We start from the raw sequence: 19,479 nt of genomic DNA on the forward strand, positions 1-19,479 counted from the left end.
CTACGCGTCGGACTGGCCGTTGAGCGCGGCCCGCACCAGGTCTGCCACTGCCATCGCGTCGATGGACTCGTCGGTGTCGTCGGTCTCCTCGTCCCGCTCCGGGGCCGTCTCGCCCCGGCCCGCCAGTTGGAGCAGCGGTTCCAGCACGCCGATGTCCCGCAGCCGCGCGAGCGGTACGGACGCCAGCAGGGCCCGGATCTCCGCTTCCTCGCCGTCGGCCCCGGCCGCGTCCGCCTCGTCGGGGATCAGCTCGCCGAGCACATGCCCGGCGAGGGCCGTGGGCGTCGGGTGGTCGAAGACGAGCGTCGCGGAGAGGCTCAGGCCGGTGGCCGTGCTGAGCTGGTTGCGCAGCTCGACGGCTCCGAGCGAGTCCACCCCGAGGTCCCGGAAGGACCGTTCGGCGCCGACGGCGTCCGTGTCCGGGTAGCCGAGCACCTGCGCGGCCCGGGTACGGACGAGGTCCACGACCTTCTCCAGCCGCCGGTTCGCCGGGAGGCCCGCGAGCCGGTCCCGCAGACCGCCCTCGGCCGCGCCGCTTCCGGGCGTCGCCGCCGTGGCGGCCACCCTCTCGGCGTAGCCGGGGAGTTCGCGGAGCAGCGCGCTCGGCCTGGCCGCGCCGAAGGCTCCGACGAAGCGGTCCAGGGCGACGTCGGCGACGACCGCGGTCGGCTCGGGCTCCATGACCAGCCGGAGCAGCGCCTCGCAGGCCAGCTCCGGGTCCATGGCACCGATTCCGGCGCGCTTGGCGGCCTCGTCGGCGCCGGCCCCGCCGGCCATTCCGCCGCCGCCCCAGGCGCCCCAGGCGATGGAGGTCGCGGGCAGGTCCTGGGCCCCGCGCCGTTCGGCCAGGGCGTCCAGGACGGCGTTGGCGGCGGCGTAGTTGGCCTGGCCGAGGTTGCCCACGGCCGCGGAGGCGGAGGAGAAGAGCACGAACGCCGTGAGGTCCAGCTCTCGGGTCAGTTCGTCGAGCAGGAGGGCCGAGGTGACCTTCGCGCGGAAGACCGCCTCGAACCGCTCGGGGGTGAGCCGGTCGAGCACTCCGTCGTCCAGGACACCGGCCGCGTGGACCACGCCGGTGAGCGGGTGCTCCGCCGGGATGCCGGCCAGTACGGCGCCCAGTTGGGCGCGGTCGGCGACATCGCAGGCCGCGATCGTGACGGCGGTGCCGAGGGCGTCGAGTTCGGCGCGCAGGGCGTCGGCGCCCGGTGCCTCGGGGCCGCTCCGGCTGAGCAGCACCAGGTGCTGGGCGCCGTCCCTGGCGAGCCGGCGGGCGACCTGGCCGCCGAGGGCGCCGGTGCCGCCGGTGATCAGGACGGTGCCGTCCGGGTCCCAGGCGCGGGCGGACCGCTTGCCGGGGGCCCGTACGAGACGCCGGGCGAGGACCGCGGAGGTGCGTACCGCCACCTGGTCCTCGCCGTCGAGGCCCGCGAGCACTGCCGCGAAGCCCGCGGCGGCGCGCTCGTCCAGCGTCCCGGGGAGGTCGACGAGACCGCCCCAGCGCTCCGGGTACTCCAGCGCGGCGACCCGTCCGAGGCCCCATACGGCGGCCTGGAGCGGGCGGTGCGCGCCGTCCGCGCGGTTCACGGACACGGCGCCCCGGGTGGCGCACCACAGGGGCGCGTCGATCCCGGCGTCGCCGAGTGCCTGGAGCAGTACGGCGGTGAGGGCGGTTCCCCCGGGCACGCTGCCCGCGAGGGTCTCGCGCAGTGCCAGGAGCGAGACGACACCGGCGAACCGCGTGCCGTCCTCGGCGTGCGCGCTCGCGGCGAGGTCGCGCAGTTCGCCGGCCAGCGCGGCCCGGTCGGGGCTGTCCGCGGCCAGCCGTACGACCTTGGTGCCGAGCGCGTCGAGCGCGCCGGACACCCAGGCGTCCCCGGTCAGTTCGGCGGGGACCACGGCGAGCCAGGTGCCCGTCAGCGGCTTGCGGTGGGCGAGGGACGCGCCGGCCAGTGCCTTCCAGACGATCCGGTGGCGCCAGCCGTCGACGACCGATTCGTCGTTCCGCTGCCTGCGCCAGTCCATCAGGGCGGGCAGCACCTTGGACAGGGCGTCGCCCTCGACGTCCAGGGCGGATTCCAGCGAGGCGAAGTCCTCCTGTTCCACGGCGTCCCAGAACGCCCGGTCCGTGGTCTCCGTCTCCCGCGCGGCGGCGTCGGCGGCGGTGGCGCCCGGCATGACGTCCGGCCAGAACCGGCCGTGCTGGAAGGCGTAGGTGGGGAGATCGGTCCACTGGGCTCCGGTGCCCGCGAAGAACGCGGACCATCGGGGGCTCGCCCCGTGGACGTGCAGCCGGGCGAGCGCGGTGACGAGCGTGGTCTCCTCGCCCCGGCCCTTGCGCAGGACCGGTACGGCCACGGCGCCGCGTGGCGCCGTCTCCTGGGCGAGTGCGGAGAGGATCCCGTCCGGGCCCAGCTCCAGGAACGTGGTCACGCCGCGCTCCGCCATGGTCCGTACGCCGTCGGCGAAGCGGACGGCCTCGCGGACGTGGCGTACCCAGTACTCCGGCGAGCACAGTTCGTCTGCCGTGGCCTGGGCGCCGGTCAGGTTGGACACCACGGGGACACGGGGCGCCCGGAGCGACAGCCCGGCGACGACGGCGCGGAACTCGTCGAGCATCGGGTCCATCAGCGGCGAGTGGAACGCGTGCGAGACGCGCAGCCTGTTCGTCTTGCGGCCCTGGGCCTCCAGGCGGGCCGCGACCTCCAGGACCGTGTCCTCGTCACCGGAGATCACCAGCGACGTGGGGCCGTTGACCGCCGCGACGGAGACCCGCTCCGAGAGCAGCGGCAGGACCTCCTCCTCGGTGGCCTGGACGGCGGCCATCGCACCACCGGCCGGCAGGGCCTGCATCAGCCGGGCCCGCGCGACCACCAGCCGGGCCGCGTCCTCCAGCGAGAACACCCCCGCCACATGCGCCGCGGCGATCTCACCGATCGAGTGGCCCGCCACGAAGTCCGGCCTCAGGTCCCAGGACTCCACGAGCCGGAAGAGCGCCACCTCGACGGCGAACAGCGCGGGCTGGGTGACGCCCGTCTCGTTCAGCGCCTCGGCGTCGTCGCCCCACATCACCGCACGCAGCGAACGTCCGGACTCGGCGTCCAGCGCGCTCAGTACGGTGTCGAGCGCCTCCGCGAACACCGGGACCGCCTCGTACAGTTCGCGGCCCATGCCGATCCGCTGCGAACCCTGGCCGGAGAAGAGGAACGCGCGCTTCCCGGTCCGCTCCACCTGGTGCTCGACCAGGTCCGAGGCGGTACCGCCGTCGGCCAGCGCGGCGAGTCCCGCGAGCAGACCGTCCCGGCCGGTGACCGTCAGGGCGGCCCGGTGGTCGAGGACCGCGCGGGTCGTCGCGAGCGAGTACGCCAGGTCGGTCAGCGGGTCGTCGGGCCGCGCCGTCACGTGGGCGAGCAGCCGGCGCGCCTGGGCCCGCAGCGCGTTCCCGGACTTGCCGGAGAGCAGGACCGGCAGTGTCTCCGCCTCGCGAACGGGCGCTCCGGGCGCGGTGGGTGCGGGCGCGGACCCTGCGGGCGCCTGTTCCAGGATGACGTGGGCGTTGGTGCCGCTGGCACCGAAGGAGGAGACTCCGGCGCGGCGCGGGTGGCCCGACTCGGGCCAGGCGACCGGTTCGGTGAGCAGCCGGGCGGCGCCCGCCGTCCAGTCCACGTGCGAGGTCGGGGTTCCGGCGTGGAGCGACCGCGGCAGGGTGCCGTGCCGCATCGCCATCACCATCTTGATCACGCCCGCGACACCGGAGGCGGCCTGGGTGTGGCCGATGTTGGACTTCAGCGAGCCGAGCAGCACCGGGCGCCCCGGGTCGCGGTCCTGGCCGTAGGTCGCCAGCAGCGCCTGTGCCTCGATCGGGTCGCCGAGCCTGGTGCCGGTGCCGTGGGCCTCGATGGCGTCCACCTCGGGGGCCGTCAGGCCGGAGTTGGCGAGCGCCTGCCGGATCACCCGCTGCTGGGCGGGTCCGCTGGGCGCGGTCAGTCCGTTGGAGGCGCCGTCCTGGTTGATGGCGGAGCCGCGCAGGACCGCCAGGACGTGGTGGCCGTTGCGCCGGGCGTCGGAGAGCCGCTCGACGACGAGCATGCCCACGCCCTCGGACCAGCCGGTGCCGTCCGCGTCCTCGGAGAACGCCTTGCAGCGGCCGTCGGGCGACAGCGCGCCCTGGGCGCTGAATTCGACGAAGCCCGCCGGGGTGGCCATCACGGTCACCCCGCCGGCCAGCGCGAGGGAGCATTCGCCCGAGCGCAGCGCCTGGGCCGCCAGATGCAGGGCGACCAGCGACGAGGAGCAGGCGGTGTCGACGGAGACCGTCGGTCCCTGGAGGCCGAAGGAGTACGCGAGCCGGCCGGACAGGAGACTCGCCGACTGGGCCGTCTCCCACTGGCCCGCCTCGGCCGGCGGCCGGTAGTCGCCGCTGCCGCCGCCGACGTAGACGCCGGTGGTGCTGCCCCGCAGGGTCGCCGCGTCGATGCCCGACCGCTCCAGCGCCTCCCAGGCCGCTTCGAGCACGATGCGCTGCTGCGGGTCCATCACGATGGCCTCGCGCGGCGAGATGCCGAAGACTCCGGGGTCGAAGTCGGCGGCGTCGTAGAGGAAGCCGCCGTTTCCGGTGGTGCTGCGTCCGCGTCCGCCCTCGGGCGGGCCGCCGAGCAGGGTGTCGAGGTCCCAGCCGCGGTCGGTGGGGAACTCCCCCACGGCGTCGGTCTCGTCCATGACGAGCTGCCACAGGTCCTCGGGCGAGCCGACACCGCCGGGGTAGCGGCAGGCCATGCCGACGATGACGACGGGGTCGTCGCCGCTCTGAGCGGAGGCCGCCACGGGGGCCGCGGTGTCGGGCAGTTCGCCGAGCAGCAGGCCGCGCAGATGGGCCGCGAGTTCGGCCGGGGTCGGGTGGTCGAAGACCAGGGTGGCGGGCAGGGCGACGCCGGTGCTCGCCGTGAGCTGGTTGCGCAGGTCGACGGCGGTCAGCGAGTCGAACCCGAGGTCGCGGAAGGGCAGATCGGCTTCGACGGCCGCGGTGTCCGGGTGTCCGAGGACCACGGCGGCCTTGTCGGTGACCAGCGTGAGGAGGGCGTCGGCGCGCTCCGCCTCGGGCAGTTCGAGCAGCCGCCGCCGGTAGGCGTCGGCCGCCGGCCGCTCGTCGCCGCGGTCGTGTTCGGCCGTGGCGACGGCCTCGCGCGCCTCGGGCAGGTCCGCCAGCAGGGCGCTGCGGCGTGCTTCGGTGAAGGCCGGTGCGAAGGTCCCCCAGCGCACGTCGGCCACGGTCACGGCGGCTTCGCCGTCCGCGACGGCCCTGCCGAGCGCGGCGAGCGCCGCGTCGGCGTCCAGGACCGGCAGTCCGTTCATCCGCAGGTGCGCGGCCATGGAGGTGTCGACCGCGTCCGACCAGGCGCTCCAGGAGACGGAGAGCGCGGTGGCTCCCCGGGCTCGGCGCTGCCGGGCGAAGGCGTCGAGGTACGCGCCGAGGGCGGCCTCGTCCGCCCGGCCCCGGACGCCCCAGACCCCGGCGACAGTGCCGAAGAGGACGAACGCGTCGAGCGGCCGGTCGCCGAGGACGGTGTCGAGCCGGCCGACTCCGGCCGCCGCGGCGGCGAGGGCCGCGGTGCCGGTGGCGGTCGCCTCCTCCGCGTGGATCACGGCGGTCAGCGGCGCGTCCTCGGGGAGCGCGGCGAGCAGTGCGCTCAGCGCGTCATCGCCGGAGAGGTCGGACAGGTCCGAGGGGTCCGAGAGGTCGCAGACGGCGAAGGTGACGGTGGCGCCGAGCCGCTTCAGTTCGGCTTCGAGCGCGTCGGCCCCGGCGAGGTCGGCGGCGTGACGGCCGGTCAGTACGAGATGCCTGGCGCCCTCGCGGGCCAGCCTGCGGGCGGCCAGGCCGCCCATCGTTCCCGTACCGCCGGTGATGAGCACCGTGCCGGTGGGCCGCCAGGAGGCGCCGGACGGGTTGGCCGGTGTGGTGGTCGTACGGGCCAGCCTCCGTCCGCGGGCTCCGTCGGCGCGGACCGCGATCTGGTCCTCCCCGTCACGGCCCTGATCGTCCGTCAGGATCGCGGCGAAGGCGGCGGCCGTCGGGGCGTCGATCGTCCCGGGGAGGTCGATCAGGCCGCCCCAGCGGTCGGGCTGCTCCAGGGCGGTGACCCGGCCCCGGCCCCATACGGCGGCCTGCCCGGCGCTGAGCGGCGGTTCGGAGGGGGCCACGGAGACGGCGCCGCGGGTGACGCACCACAGGGGCGCGTCGATCCCCGCCTCGCCCAGCGCCGTCAGCAGCGCGTCGGGCCAGGCCGCGTCCGCGGGCAGGTACCCGGCGTCGGTGGCGGCCGTGGCCGCGGCGGCGAGCAGGGAGACGACGCCGGTGCAGCGGGCTCCGTCCCGGTCCGTGCGCGCCGCGGCCAGCCGTGCCGCCAGTCCGCTGGGGTCGGCGGGGTCGGCCACGACCGTGTCCAGCCGTGCCGTGCCCGTGCGCAGCGCCTCGACGGCGGCGGAGAGCCACGGCGAGTCGTCGCCGGCCGCCACGATCACCAGCCAGTCGCCGGACGGCGCGGTCGCGGCTGGTGCGGCGAGCGGTGTCCAGGTCTCGTGGTAACGCCAGGTGGCACCGGCGGACTGCTCGCCCCTGCGGCGGCGCCAGGCCGAGAGCGCGGGCACCATCGTGGTGACGGTGTCGCCGTCCAGGTCCAGCGAGGCGGCCAGCGACTCCAGGTCCTCGCGCTCCACCGCCGACCAGAACTCGGCGTCCACCGGGTCGGGCGCGCCGGCGGCGGCGAGCGCGGCGGGCTCGGGCCAGTACCGCTCGCGCTGGAAGGCGTACGTCGGCAGCTCGACCCGGCGCGCGCCCAGGCCCTCGAAGAAGGCGGCCCAGCGCGGTCCCGTGCCGTGTGTGTGCAGCGCGGCGAGCGCGGCGACGACGGCCGCCTCCTCGCCCTGGTCCTTGCGCAGGAGCGGCACCACCGCGGGCGCGGGCTCGACACCGTCCAGGCTCTGCTGGGCCATCGCGGCGAGCACGCCGTCGGGGCCCAGTTCCACGAACGTTCCGGCCCCGGCGTCGCGCAGGGTGCGCACGCCGTCGGCGAACCGTACGGCTTCGCGTACATGCCGTACCCAGTAGGCGGGCGAGCGCAGTTCGTCCGCCGTCGCCAGGGCGCCGGTCAGGTTGGAGACCACCGGGATACGGGGCTCCTCGTAGGTGAGTGACTCGGTGACCCGGGCGAAGTCCGCGAGCATCGGGTCCATCAGCGGCGAGTGGAAGGCGTGCGAGACCCGCAGCCGCCTGGTGCGGCGGCCGTCGGAGGCGAACACCTCGGCGATCTCCAGCACGGCGTCCTCCGCACCGGCGATGACCAGTGCGCGCGGGCCGTTGACGGCCGCGATGGAGACGTCGCCGTCCAGCAGCGGGGCGACTTCGTCCTCGGTGGCCTGGAGGGCGACCATCGCGCCGCCCTGCGGGAGCGCCTGCATGAGCGTGGCGCGGGCCGCGACCAGCCGGCAGGCGTCCGCCAGGGAGAACACCCCGGCCACGTGCGCGGCGGCGATCTCACCGATGGAGTGCCCGGCCACGAAGTCCGGGGTGAGGCCCCAGGATCCGGCAAGCCGGAACAGCGCCACCTCGACCGCGAACAGCGCGGGCTGGGTCCATCCCGTCTCGTCGAGCAGCTCCGCCTCGAAGGTGCCCGGATCGGCGAACAGCACTTCCCTGAGCGGGAATTCGAGCTCCGTGTCCAGATGGGCGAGCACCGCGTCCAGGGCTTCGGCGAAGACCGGGAACCGCTCGTACAGCTCGCGGCCCATGGCGCCGCGCTGGCTGCCCTGGCCGGAGAAGAGGAACGCGGTCGTGCCGGGGGCGCGGCGCGCGACACCGCGCGCGCTCTCCCGTACGCCGTCGGGGCCGGCCAGCAGCACCGCGCGGTGCGGGAAGAGCGTACGGTCCGTGGCGAGCGAGCGGCCGATGTCCAGCGCGGAGAGGCCGCTGTGCGCCGCGGCGAAGGAGGTGACCCGGTCGATCTGGGTGTGGAGCGCCTCGCGGGTCCTGCCGGAGACGATCCACGGCACGACGGCCGGGGTGGCGACGGGCTCGGCGGTCTCCGCCGACGGCGCCTCGACGGCCGGTGCCTGCTCGACGATGACATGCGCGTTCGTACCGCTGACGCCGAACGCGGAGACTCCGGCGCGGCGCGGGCGGCCGGTCTCCGGCCATGCCTCCGGCTCGGTGAGCAGCCGGACGTCGCCCGCCGTCCAGTCCACATGCGCGGAGGGGGCCCCGATGTGCAGCGACTTGGGCAGGGTGCCGTGCCGCATCGCCAGCAGCATCTTGATGACGCCCGCGACGCCGGCGGCGGCCTGGGTGTGGCCGATGTTGGACTTGACCGTGCCGAGGAGCAGCGGGCGCTCCCGGTCCCGGCCGTAGGTGGTGAGCAGGGCCTGGGCCTCGATCGGGTCGCCCAGGGTGGTGCCCGTGCCATGGGCCTCGACGGCGTCGATGTCGGCGGCGGTCAGTCCGGCGTCGGCGAGGGCCTGCCGGATCACCCGCTGCTGCGAGGGGCCGTTGGGGGCGGTGAGCCCGTTGGAGGCGCCGTCCTGGTTGACGGCGGTGGAGCGGATGATGCCGCGGACCTCGTGTCCGTTGCGTACGGCGTCGGAGAGCCGTTCCAGGACCAGGATGCCGACGCCCTCGGACCAGGCGGTGCCGTCGGCGGAGTCGGAGAACGCCTTGCAGCGGCCGTCGGGGGCCAGTCCGCCCTGAGTGGAGAACTCGACGAAGGAGTCGGGGCTCGACATCACCGAGACGCCGCCCGCGATCACCAGCGAGCACTCACCGGCGCTCAGTGCCTTGCCGGCCCAGTGCAGCGCGACCAGCGAGGAGGAGCAGGCGGTGTCGATGGTGACCGCCGGGCCCTCCAGGCCGAGGGCGTAGGAGAGCCGGCCGGACATGACACTGGCCGTGTTGCCGGTGGCCACGTACCCCTGGACGTCGGAGGCGGACCGGCGCAGCAGGTGGGGGTAGTCCTGGCCGTTGGTGCCGACGAAGACGCCGGTGGTGGAGCCGCGCAGGGTGGACGGGTCGATCCCGGCCCGCTCCAGCGCCTCCCAGGTGGTCTCCAGCAGCAGGCGCTGCTGCGGGTCCATCGCCAGCGCCTCACGCGGCGAGATACCGAAGAAGCGGGCGTCGAAGTCGGCGACCCCGGTGAGGAATCCGCCTTCGAGGGTGTCGGACGCGCCCGCGCCGAGGGCCTCGATGTCCCAGCCCCGGTCCTCCGGGAAGCGGGTGATGCCGTCCCTGCCCTCGTCGAGCAGTTGCCACAGCTCCTCGGGCGAGGAGACCCCGCCGGGGAAGCGGCAGCTGATGCCGACGACGGCGATCGGGTCGTCGTCGAGGGGGCGTCCCGCTGCCGGCGGCGTGGCGGCGGCCGGTTCCGGCAGCGAGCCGAGGAGTTCGTGGAGCAGGAACTCGGCCATCTCGCGCGGGGTCGGCCGGTCGTAGACGAGGGAGACGGGGAGGCTGAGCCCGGTGGCGGCGGCGAGCCCGTTGCGCAGTTCGAGTGTGGTCAGTGAGTCGAAGCCGAGGTCGCGGAAGGCCCGGTCGTCCTCGATGGCACCGGCGTCGGAGTGACCGAGCACGGCTGCCACCTGACCGCGCAGCAGGTCCCGTACGTATCCGGCGCGCTCCGCCTCGGGGAGTTCCGCGAGCCGCTGGCGCGGTTCCGGCTCCCCGCCGGCGGCGCCGGACGGGGCGGTGGCGGACCGCCGTACCTCGGGCAGGTCGCCGACGAGCGGCAGGGGGCGGGTCGCCGCGAAGGCGCGGAGGAAGCGGGTCCAGTCGATGTGGACGAGCGCGAGGGCGGTGTCGTCCTGCTCGATGGCCCGGAAGAGGGCGCGGACGGCGGGTTCCGGGGCGAGCGGCTCGAATCCGCCGCGCCGTACGCGGGTCTCGATCTCGGCCGCGTCGGCGACCATGCCGGATCCGGCCCAGGGGCCCCAGGCGACCGAGAGCGCGGTCTGTCCGTGCGCGCGCCGGTATTCGGCGAGGGCGTCCAGATAGGCGTTGGCCGCGGCGTAGTTGCCCTGTCCCGCGGCGCCGAAGACGCCCGCCGTGGAGGAGAAGAGGACGAACGCGGACAGCGGCAGCCCGGCGGTCAGTTCGTGCAGATGGCGCGCGGAGGCGACCTTCGCGTCCAGGACGGTCCTGAAGCTGTCCTGGGTGAGCGTGTCCACCACGCTGTCCTCCACGACACCGGCCGTGTGGATGACCGCGCCGAGCGGGGTGTCCTCGGGGATGGTGCCGAGCAGGGCGGCCAGCGCCTCGCGGTCGGCGACATCGCAGGCCGCGAGGGTGACCCGGGCGCCGAGCGTGGTCAGTTCGGTGCGCAGCGCGTCCGCGCCGGGGGCGTCCTCGCCGCGCCGGCTGACGAGCAGCAGGTGTTCGGCGCCGGCGCGGGCGAGACCGCGGGCGACATATCCGCCGAGGCCGCCGGTGCCGCCGGTGATCAGGACGGTGCCCGACGGGTCGAACGGGCGCCCGTCGCTCCGCGCGGCGGGGGCGTGGGCGAGCCGGCGTACGAAGACGCCGGAGGCGCGTACGGCCGACTCGCTCTCGCCGCCGGTCCCGGCCAGGACGCCGCGCAGCCTGCGCGCGGTGTGGGCGTCGAGCCGTTCGGGCAGGTCGACGCAGCCGCCCCAGCGGTCGGGCTGTTCGAGCGCGATGACACGGCCGAGGCCCCAGACGGCGGCCTGGTCGAGTCCGACCACCGGCTCGGAGCGGCCCACGGAGACCGCGCCGCGGGTGACGGCCCACAGCGGCGCGCCGATCCCGGCGTCGCCGAGCGCCTGTACGGCGACGGTGGTCAGGAGGAGGGAGTCCGGTACGCCGGTGCGGGCGACGCTCTCGCAGCCGGCGAGGCCGAGCAGCGACAGGACTCCGGCGAACTCCCCGTGTTCTGCGCGGAGTCCGGCCAGCCGTGCGGCGAGCGCGGTCCGGTCGGCGCCGGTGACCTCGCACAGGACGGTCGGGGTGCCGAGGGCGCGGACGACCTCGGCGGACCATTCGGCGTCATCCGTACGGGACGGCGCGAGGACGAGCCAGCGGCCGGTGAGCGCGGTCGGCCCGGTGGATCCGCTCCGCGGTTTCCAGGTGACCCGGTAGCGCCAGGCGTCCACCTCGGACTGCTCGTCGCGGCGTCGGCGCCAGGCGGTGAGCGCCGGGACCATCGCGGTGACGGTCGCGTCGTCGAGGCCGAGCGAGGCGGCGAGCGAGCCGATGTCGTCGCGCTCCACGGCCGACCAGAACTCGGCGTCCGCCGCGCTGCCCGCGCTCTCCTCCGGGGGTGCGACGGCGAGCGTGTCGGGCCAGTAGCGCTCGCGCTGGAAGGCGTAGGTCGGCAGCTCGATGCGGCGGGCGCCGGTGTCCGCGAAGTACGCGGCCCAGTCGACGTCCACGCCGTGGGCGTGCGCCCCGGCCAGTGCGGTGACGACCGTCTGTTCCTCGGGCCGGCCGGCCCTCAGCAGCGGGAGCAGTCCGGTGCGCGGCGCGTCGGTGAGGCTCTCCCTGGCCATGCCGCAGAGCACGCCGTCGGGGCCGGTCTCCAGGAAGGTGCGGACCCCGCCCTGTGCGGAGAGCCAGTTGATCCCGTCGGCGAAGCGCACGGCCCGCCGCACGTGCGTGACCCAGTACTCCGGGGTGCTCACCTGGTCGTCGGTGGCGAGCGAACCGGTGACGTTCGAGACGAGGGGGATCACCGGCGGGTGGTACGTGACGCCCCGCGCGACCCGCGCGAAGTCGTCGAGCATGGCGTCCATGAGCGGCGAGTGGAAGGCATGGCTCACCCGCAGCCGCTTGGTCTTGCGCCCGTCGGCCCCGAGCGTCGCGGCGATGTCGAGGACGGCGTCCTCGGCGCCCGCGATGACGAGCGACGCCGGGCCGTTGACGGCGGCGATGGACACCTGGTCCTCGCGTCCGGCGAGCAGCGGCAGGACCTCGTCCTCGGCGGCCTGCACGGAGATCATCGCGCCGCCCTCGGGCAGTGCCTGCATCAGCCGGCCGCGCGCCACCACCAGGGCGCACGCGTCCTCCAGGGAGAACACCCCGGCGACGTGCGCGGCGGCGAGTTCGCCGATGGAGTGCCCGGCGAGATAGTCCGGTGTGATGCCCCAGGAGGTGGCCAGCCGGAACAGCGCGACCTCGACGGCGAAGAGAGCGGGCTGCGCGTACGCGGTCCGGTCGAGCAGGGCCGCCTCCGGCGAGCCCTCGGCGGAGAAGAGGATCTCGCGCAGCGGCCGGTCCAGCGCGCCGTCGACCCGTGCCAGTACGGCGTCGAGCGCGTCGGCGAAGACGGGGAACCGCTCGTACAGCTCCCGGCCCATGCCGGGGCGCTGGCTGCCCTGGCCGGTGAAGAGGAACGCCGTACGGCCACGGCCCGTACCGCCGTCGATGACGCCGGGGCCGGGCAGTCCGTCGCGCAGGGCCAGCAGGCCCCGCAGCAGTTCGTCACGCTCCCCCGCCACCACGGCGGCGCGGCGCTCCAGAGCGGCCCGGGAGATGGCCAGGGAGAAGGCGAGGTCGGTGAGGCGCGCGTCGGGGCGCTCCTCCACCAGCGAGAGCAGCCGTCCCGCCTGGGCGCGCAGCGCGGCCTCGCTCCTGGCGGAGACCACCAGCGGCAGGACGCCGGGGCGGGACCCGCTGTCGGGTGCCGGTTCCTCCGCGCGCCGGTCCACGGGCTCGTCCGCGGGGGCCTGTTCGAGGATGGTGTGCACGTTGGTGCCGCTGAGTCCGAAGGAGGAGACGGCGCCGCGGCGCGGCCGGCCGGTCTCGGGCCAGTCGGCCTGTTCGGTCAGCAGACCGATGGCGCCGGAGGACCAGTCCACGTGCGAGGACGGGGTGTCGATGTGCAGGGTCTTCGGCACGATGCCCTGCTGGAGTGCGTGCACCATCTTGATCACGCTGGCGACGCCGGAGGCCATCTGGGTGTGGCCGATGTTGCTCTTCACCGAGCCGAGGAGCAGGGGCCGTTCGGCGTCCCGGTCCTGTCCGTAGGTGGTGAGCAGGGCCTGTGCCTCGATGGGGTCGCCCAGCGCGGTGCCGGTGCCGTGGCCCTCGATGACGTCGACCTCGCGGGACGCGAGTCCGGCGTTGGCGAGGGCCTGGCGGATGACCCGCTGCTGGGAGGGGCCGTTGGGGGCGGTGAGTCCGTTGGACGCGCCGTCCTGGTTGACGGCGGAGCCGCGGACGACCGCGAGTACGGGGTGGCCGTTGCGCCGGGCGTCGGAGAGACGCTCCAGCAGGACCAGCCCGACGCCCTCGGCGAGCGTCATCCCGTCGGCGGCCTCGGCGTACGCCTTGCAGCGGCCGTCGACCGCGAGCGCCCGCTGCCGGCTGAAACCGACGAAGGCGCTGGGGGTGGACATGATGCTGACGCCGCCGGCGAGCGCGAGGGAGCTCTCGCCGTTGCGCAGCGACTGGCAGGCCAGATGCAGCGCGACCAGCGAGGAGGAGCAGGCGGTGTCGAGGGTGACGGCGGGGCCCTCGAAGCCGAAGAGGTAGGAGACCCGGCCCGACAGCACGCTGGAGAGCGTGCCGGTGATCATGTGGCCCTCGGAGCCCTCGGCGGAGTTGGCCACGCTGGACGCGTAGTCCTGGTAACTGGCGCCGATGAAGGTGCCGGTGAGGCTGGAGCGCTGGGCGACGATGTCGATCCCGGCGTGCTCGAATGCCTCCCAGGCCGTCTCCAGCAGCAGGCGCTGCTGCGGGTCCATCGACATGGCCTCGCGCGGCGAGATCCCGAAGAAGCCGGGGTCGAACTCGGCGACGTCCCGCAGGAATCCGCCCTGGACGGAGTAGGTCCTGCCGGAGCGGTCCGGGTCCGGGTCGTAGAGCCCCTCGGCGTCCCAGCCGCGGTCGGCGGGGAAGCCGGAGATGGCGTCCGTACCGTTCAGGACGAGCTTCCACAGCTCCTCGGAGGAGGTGACCCCGCCGGGGTAGCGGCAGCTCATGCCGACGATGGCGATCGGGTCGTCGTCGGCGGCGGAGAGGGACGCGGTGACGGCGGCCGGGTCCGAGGCGCCGCGCGCGCCGGCCAGTTCGGAGCGGAGGAAGCCGGCGAGCGCGGCGGGGCTCGGGTAGTCGAAGACCATGGTCGTCGGCAGCGTCAGGCCGGTGACGGACGCGAGACGGTTGCGCAGTCCGACGGCGGTGAGCGAGTCGAAGCCGACGTCACGGAAGGCGCGCTGGTCGGGCAGGGCGTCGGGGGACGAGAGGCCCAGGACGGCCATGGCCTCGGTACGGACGGTCTCCAGCACCAGCCGCTCCTGCTCGGCGGCGGACAGCGCGCGCAGCCGGGCCGTGAACTCGCCTTCCACGACGGTGCCGGTGGTCTGTTCCGCGGCCTCGGTGAGCGCGCGGACCTCGGGGACCTCGCTGAAGAGTGCCGTCGGGCGGCTGGAGGTGTAGACGGGGTGGTACGTGTCCCAGTCGACGTCGGCGACGGCGATGGCGGTCTCGTCGTCGTCCAGGGCCCGCTTCAGTCCGCTCAGCGCGAGCTGCGGGTCCATGAACTCCAGACCGCTGCGGCGGATCATCTTCGGGTCGACACGGCCGGCCTTGAGGTCGTCGGCCCAGATGCCCCAGGACAGGGAGGTGGCGCGCAGACCGCGGGCGCGCCGGTGGGCGGCGAGCGCGGCGAGATAGGCGTTGCCCGCCACATAGGCGGCGTGCGCCCCGCTGCCCCACATGCCTGCGGTGGACGAGTACAGGATCAGGTCGTCCAGGTCGTCGTTGTCGAGGAGTTCGTCCAGGACCCGCGCCCCGGTCACCTTCGCGTGCAGGACGCGGGAGAAGGCGTCCAGGGTGGTCTCGGCGAGGGAGTACAGCTCGATGAGCGCGGCGGTGTGGACGACCGTGCGTACGGTACGGCCTTGCGCCTTGAGGTCCGCGAGGAGCGCGGCGACGGCGTCGCGGTCGGTCACGTCACAGGCGACGGCGGCGGCTTCGGTGCCCGACGCGGCCAGCTCCGCGACCAGTTCGGCGGCGCCCGGGGCGTCCATGCCCCGGCGGCTCATCAGCACCAGGTGCTCGGCGCCCTGTGCGGCCAGCCAGCGGGCGAGATGCGGCGCGAGGGTTCCCGAGCCGCCGGTGATGAGCGTGGTGCCACGCGGCGTCCAGTCGCGGGGGACCTCCTGCTCCCCCGCTCCGGCGCGGACGATACGGCGGGTGAAGACACCGGAGGGGCGGACGGCGAGCTGGTCCTCCTCGCCCAGTGCGCCGGAGAGCGCGGAGGCGAGGCGTTCGGCCGCCCGCCGGTCGAGCGCCTGCGGCAGGTCGATGACGCCGCCCCAGCGCTGCGGGTGCTCCAGCGCGGCGGTCCAGCCGACGCCGGACACCAGCGCCTGGACGGGCGAGGTGACCTCGTCGGAGCGGCCGGTGGAGACCGCGCCCCGGGTGAGGAACCACAGCGGCGCCTCGATTCCGGCGTCGCCCAGGGCCTGGACGAGCGAGACGGTCAGCGCGAGGCCGAGCGTCAGTCCGGGATGGAGTTCGCCGGGCTCCTCCGCGGCGGCGAGCGTCGAGACGACTCCGGCGAACTGGCCGAGGCCGGACAGCCGTTCGGCGAGGACCGCGCGGTCCGCGCAGGACTCGTCCAGGACCAGCCGGATCACCTCGGTGCCCTGGCCGCCGAGCGCGTCGGCCACCTCACCGGTGTCGTGCCCGTCGGCGGAGACGACGAGCCAGCTGCCGGCCGGCGACCGACGCGGGACGGTGCCCACCGGTGTCCAGGACACCCGGTAGCGCCAGGAGTCGACGGTGTCGCGGTCCTTGCGGGACCTGCGCCACGACGACAGCGCGGGCAGTACGGCGGCCACGGAGTCCTCGTCCGTGCCCAGGGCGGACGTCAGCGCGGAGAGGTCCTCCCGCTCCACCGCCGTCCAGAACTCCTCGTCGGCGGGGTCGGCGGCGACCGCGTGCGCGGGGGATGGCGGTACGGCCCAGAGCCTCTCGTGCTGGAAGGCGTAGGTGGGCAGCTCGACCCGGCGGGCGCCCGTGCCGGCGAAGAGCCCGGCCCAGTCGGCCTCGACGCCGCGTACGTACGCCTCGGCGACCGAGAGCAGGAAGCGGGAGACGCCGCCCTGGTCACGGCGCAATGTGCCGGTGGCGACCGCCGGTTCGGCCGTCTCGTCGATCATGTCCTGCACCGACATGGTCAGTACGGGATGCGAGCTGACCTCGATGAAGGCGTGGTGCCCGGCGCCCAGCAGCGCGCGTACGGCGTCGGCGAAGAGGACCCGCCGGCGCAGATTGCGGAACCAGTAGTCCGCGGCCATCTCCCCGGTGTCCAGCCAGTCGCCGGTCATCGTCGAGAAGAACGGGACGTCGGAGGCGCGGGGGCGGACCGGCGCGAGCACGTCGAGGAGTTCGTCGCGCAGATTCTCGACCTGCGCGGAGTGGGAGGCGTAGTCCACCGCGACGCGGCGGACCCGTACGTCCTCGGCCGTCAGCTCCGCCGACAGATCGTCCAGGGCGTCCGGTTCGCCGGAGACGACGACCGAGCGCGGCCCGTTGACGGCGGCCACCGACACCCGGCCCGACCAGGTCTCAAGACGGCTCTCCAGCTGCTCCACCGGCAGTGCCACGGACATCATTCCGCCGTGGCCGGCCAGCGTGCGGCCGATCGCCTGGCTGCGCAGCGCCACGACCCGGGCGCCGTCCCGCAGGGACAGCGCGCCGGACACGACGGCCGCCGCGATCTCGCCCTGCGAGTGGCCCACGACCGCCGCGGGCTCCACACCCCGCGAGCGCCAGAGGGCCGCGAGCGACACCATGACCGCGAACGAGGCGGGCTGGACGACATCGACGCGTTCCAGCGTGGGCGCGCCCTCCGTCTCCCGCAGCACATCGATGAGGGACCAGTCCACGAACTCGCCGAGAGCGGCGGCGCATTCACCGATCCGCTCGGCGAAGACCGGCGACTCGTCCAGCAGCCGGGCGCCCATTCCGGCCCACTGCGAGCCCTGCCCCGGGAAGACGAAGACCGTTTTGCCCTCGACATCGGCCACGCCCCGGGCCACCACGGACGACGGTCCGTCGGTCCCGACGGCGCGCAGCGCCTCCAGCGGGTCGCTGTCCTCCGTGGGCACCACCACGGCGCGGTGCTCGAAGACCGAGCGGGACGCGACGAGCGAGAAGCCCAGGTCGAGCGGGCGCGGCGCGGGGTCCGCGTTCTCGACGTACGAGACCAGCCGGTCCGCCTGCTCGCGCAGCGCGGCTCCGGTCCTCGCCGAGACGGCCCACGGGACGACGCCGCCCGCGACGGGCACCGGCGGGAGCGCGGGACCGGCCTCCTCGGGCTCGTCGGCCACGGGCGCCTGCTCCAGCAGCGTATGGGCGTTGGTGCCGCTGATGCCGAACGACGAGACGGCGGCCCGGCGCGGGCGGCCCGTCTCGGGCCACTCGACGGTTTCGTGCAGCAGCCGCACGGTGCCGGAGGACCAGTCCACGTGCGAGGACGGGTTCTCGGCGTGCAGCGTCCTGGGCAGGACGCCGTGGCGCAGTGCCATCACCATCTTGATGACGCTCGCCACACCGGCGGCGGACTGGGTGTGCCCGATGTTGGACTTGACCGAGCCGAGCAGCAGGGAGCGCTCCGGGTCACGGTCCCTGCCGTACGTCGCCAGCAGCGCCTGCGCCTCGATCGGGTCGCCGAGCGGCGTTCCGGTTCCGTGCGCCTCCAGGGCGTCGATGTCGGAGGGGGCGAGGCGCGCGTTGGCCAGCGCCTGGCGCATCACCCGCTGCTGCGAGGGGCCGTTGGGGGCGGTGAGTCCGTTGGACGCGCCGTCCTGGTTGATCGCCGAGCCGCGGATCACGGCCAGGACCGGGTGCCCGTTGCGCTGTGCGTCGGAGAGCCGCTCGACCAGCAGGATGCCGACGCCCTCGGCGAGCGTCATCCCGTCCGCCTCGTCGGAGAACGCCTTGCAGCGGCCGTCCTGGGCGAGGGCCCGCTGCCGGCTGAACGCGACGAAGGGGGCGGGCGTGGTCATGATCGTGGCGCCGCCCGCGATGGCGAGCGTGGATTCGCCGTTGCGCAGCGACTGGCAGGCCAGGTGGAGTGCGACCAGCGAGGACGAGCAGGCCGTGTCGACGGTGACGGCGGGGCCTTCGAGCCCGAAGACGTACGAGATGCGTCCGGACAGGACGCTCGGGCTGCTGCCGGTGACCATGTGGCCCTCGGCGCCGTCGCCCGCGCCGAGTCCGTAGTCCTGGTAGCTGGAGCCGATGAAGGTACCGGTCAGACTGGAGCGCGCCTCGGCGGGGTCGATCCCCGCGCGCTCGAACGCCTCCCACGACGTCTCCAGCAGCAGCCGCTGCTGGGGGTCCATCACCAGCGCCTCGCGCGGGGAGATGCCGAAGAACGTGGGGTCGAACGCGTCCGCCTCGTGCAGGAATCCGCCGAGTGTCGAATAGGTCTTGCCCTGCCGGTCGGGGTCGGGGTCGAAGAGCCCCTGGGTGTCCCAGCCGCGGTTGACGGGGAATTCCGTCACCGCGTCCGCGCCGTGGGTGACCAGGTCCCACAGCTGTTCCGGGGAGTCGGCGCCGCCGGGGAACCGGCAGCTCATCCCGATGATGGCGAGGGGCTCGTCGTCGGCCGCGCCGGTGGCGACCGGGCCCGTCACCTCCAGGACGGAGCCGAGGATCTCGGCCCGCAGATACCGCGCCAGCTCCACCGGGGTCGGGTAGTCGAAGACCATGGTGCTCGGCAGGGTGAGACCGGTGACGCCGGAGAGCCGCTTGCGCAGTTCGACGGCGGTCAGCGAGTCGAAGCCGATGTCGCGGAAGGCACGTCCTTCCGGGACGCCGTCGGCGGAGCTGTGGCCGAGGACCGCCGCGGCCTCGCTCCGTACGAGGTCGGAGAGGAGCCGGTCCTGCTCGGGTCCGTCCAGGGCGCGTACGCGCGTGACGAACTCCGAGGCGCCACCGGGGCCGTCCGGTGCGCCGGAGCCGGCGTCGGCGAGCGCCCGTACCTCGGGCAGGCCGGTGAGCAGCGCGCTGGGACGTACGGACGTGAAGACGGGCGCGTAGCGGTCCCAGTCGACGTCGGCGACCGTGACGGTGATGTCCCGCCGGACGACGGCGCGGCGCAGTTCGGTCATGGCCGGGCCCGGCTCCAGGAAGCCGAGTCCCTGACGCCTCAGGGCGCCGGAGACCGCCTCGTCGGTGGCCATGCCCGCCTCGGCCCAGGGACCCCAGGCGACGGAGGTGGCGGTCAGTCCCCGGGCGCGCCGGTGCTCGGCGAGGGCGTCGAGATAGGCGTTGGCGGCGCCGTAGGCGCTCTGGCCGCCGCTGCCCCAGACACCGGCGATGGAGCCGAAGAGGACGAAGAGGTCGAGTTCGCGGTCCCCGAGCAGGGCGTCGAGATGGGCGGCGCCCGCCAGCTTCGCGGCGGTCAGCCCGGCGAACTCGGCGGGGGTCAGTTCGGCCAGCGGGCCGTACTGGCCGACGCCCGC

General features: G+C 74.7%; 1 protein-coding gene (running past one end of the window). It reads right to left on the reverse strand.

Annotated elements, in window-relative coordinates:
- A protein-coding gene (locus ACIOGX_RS02700; protein ID WP_401909681.1) for a type I polyketide synthase crosses the window boundary here: on the reverse strand, positions 1-19,479 show its 3' portion. It continues 9,171 nt past the right edge of the window; only the last 19,479 of its 28,650 coding nucleotides appear in the window; the start codon falls outside the window, past its right edge; it ends in the stop codon at positions 1-3.

Source organism: Streptomyces sp. NPDC088147 (assembly GCF_044741565.1).
Taxonomy (GTDB): domain Bacteria; phylum Actinomycetota; class Actinomycetes; order Streptomycetales; family Streptomycetaceae; genus Streptomyces.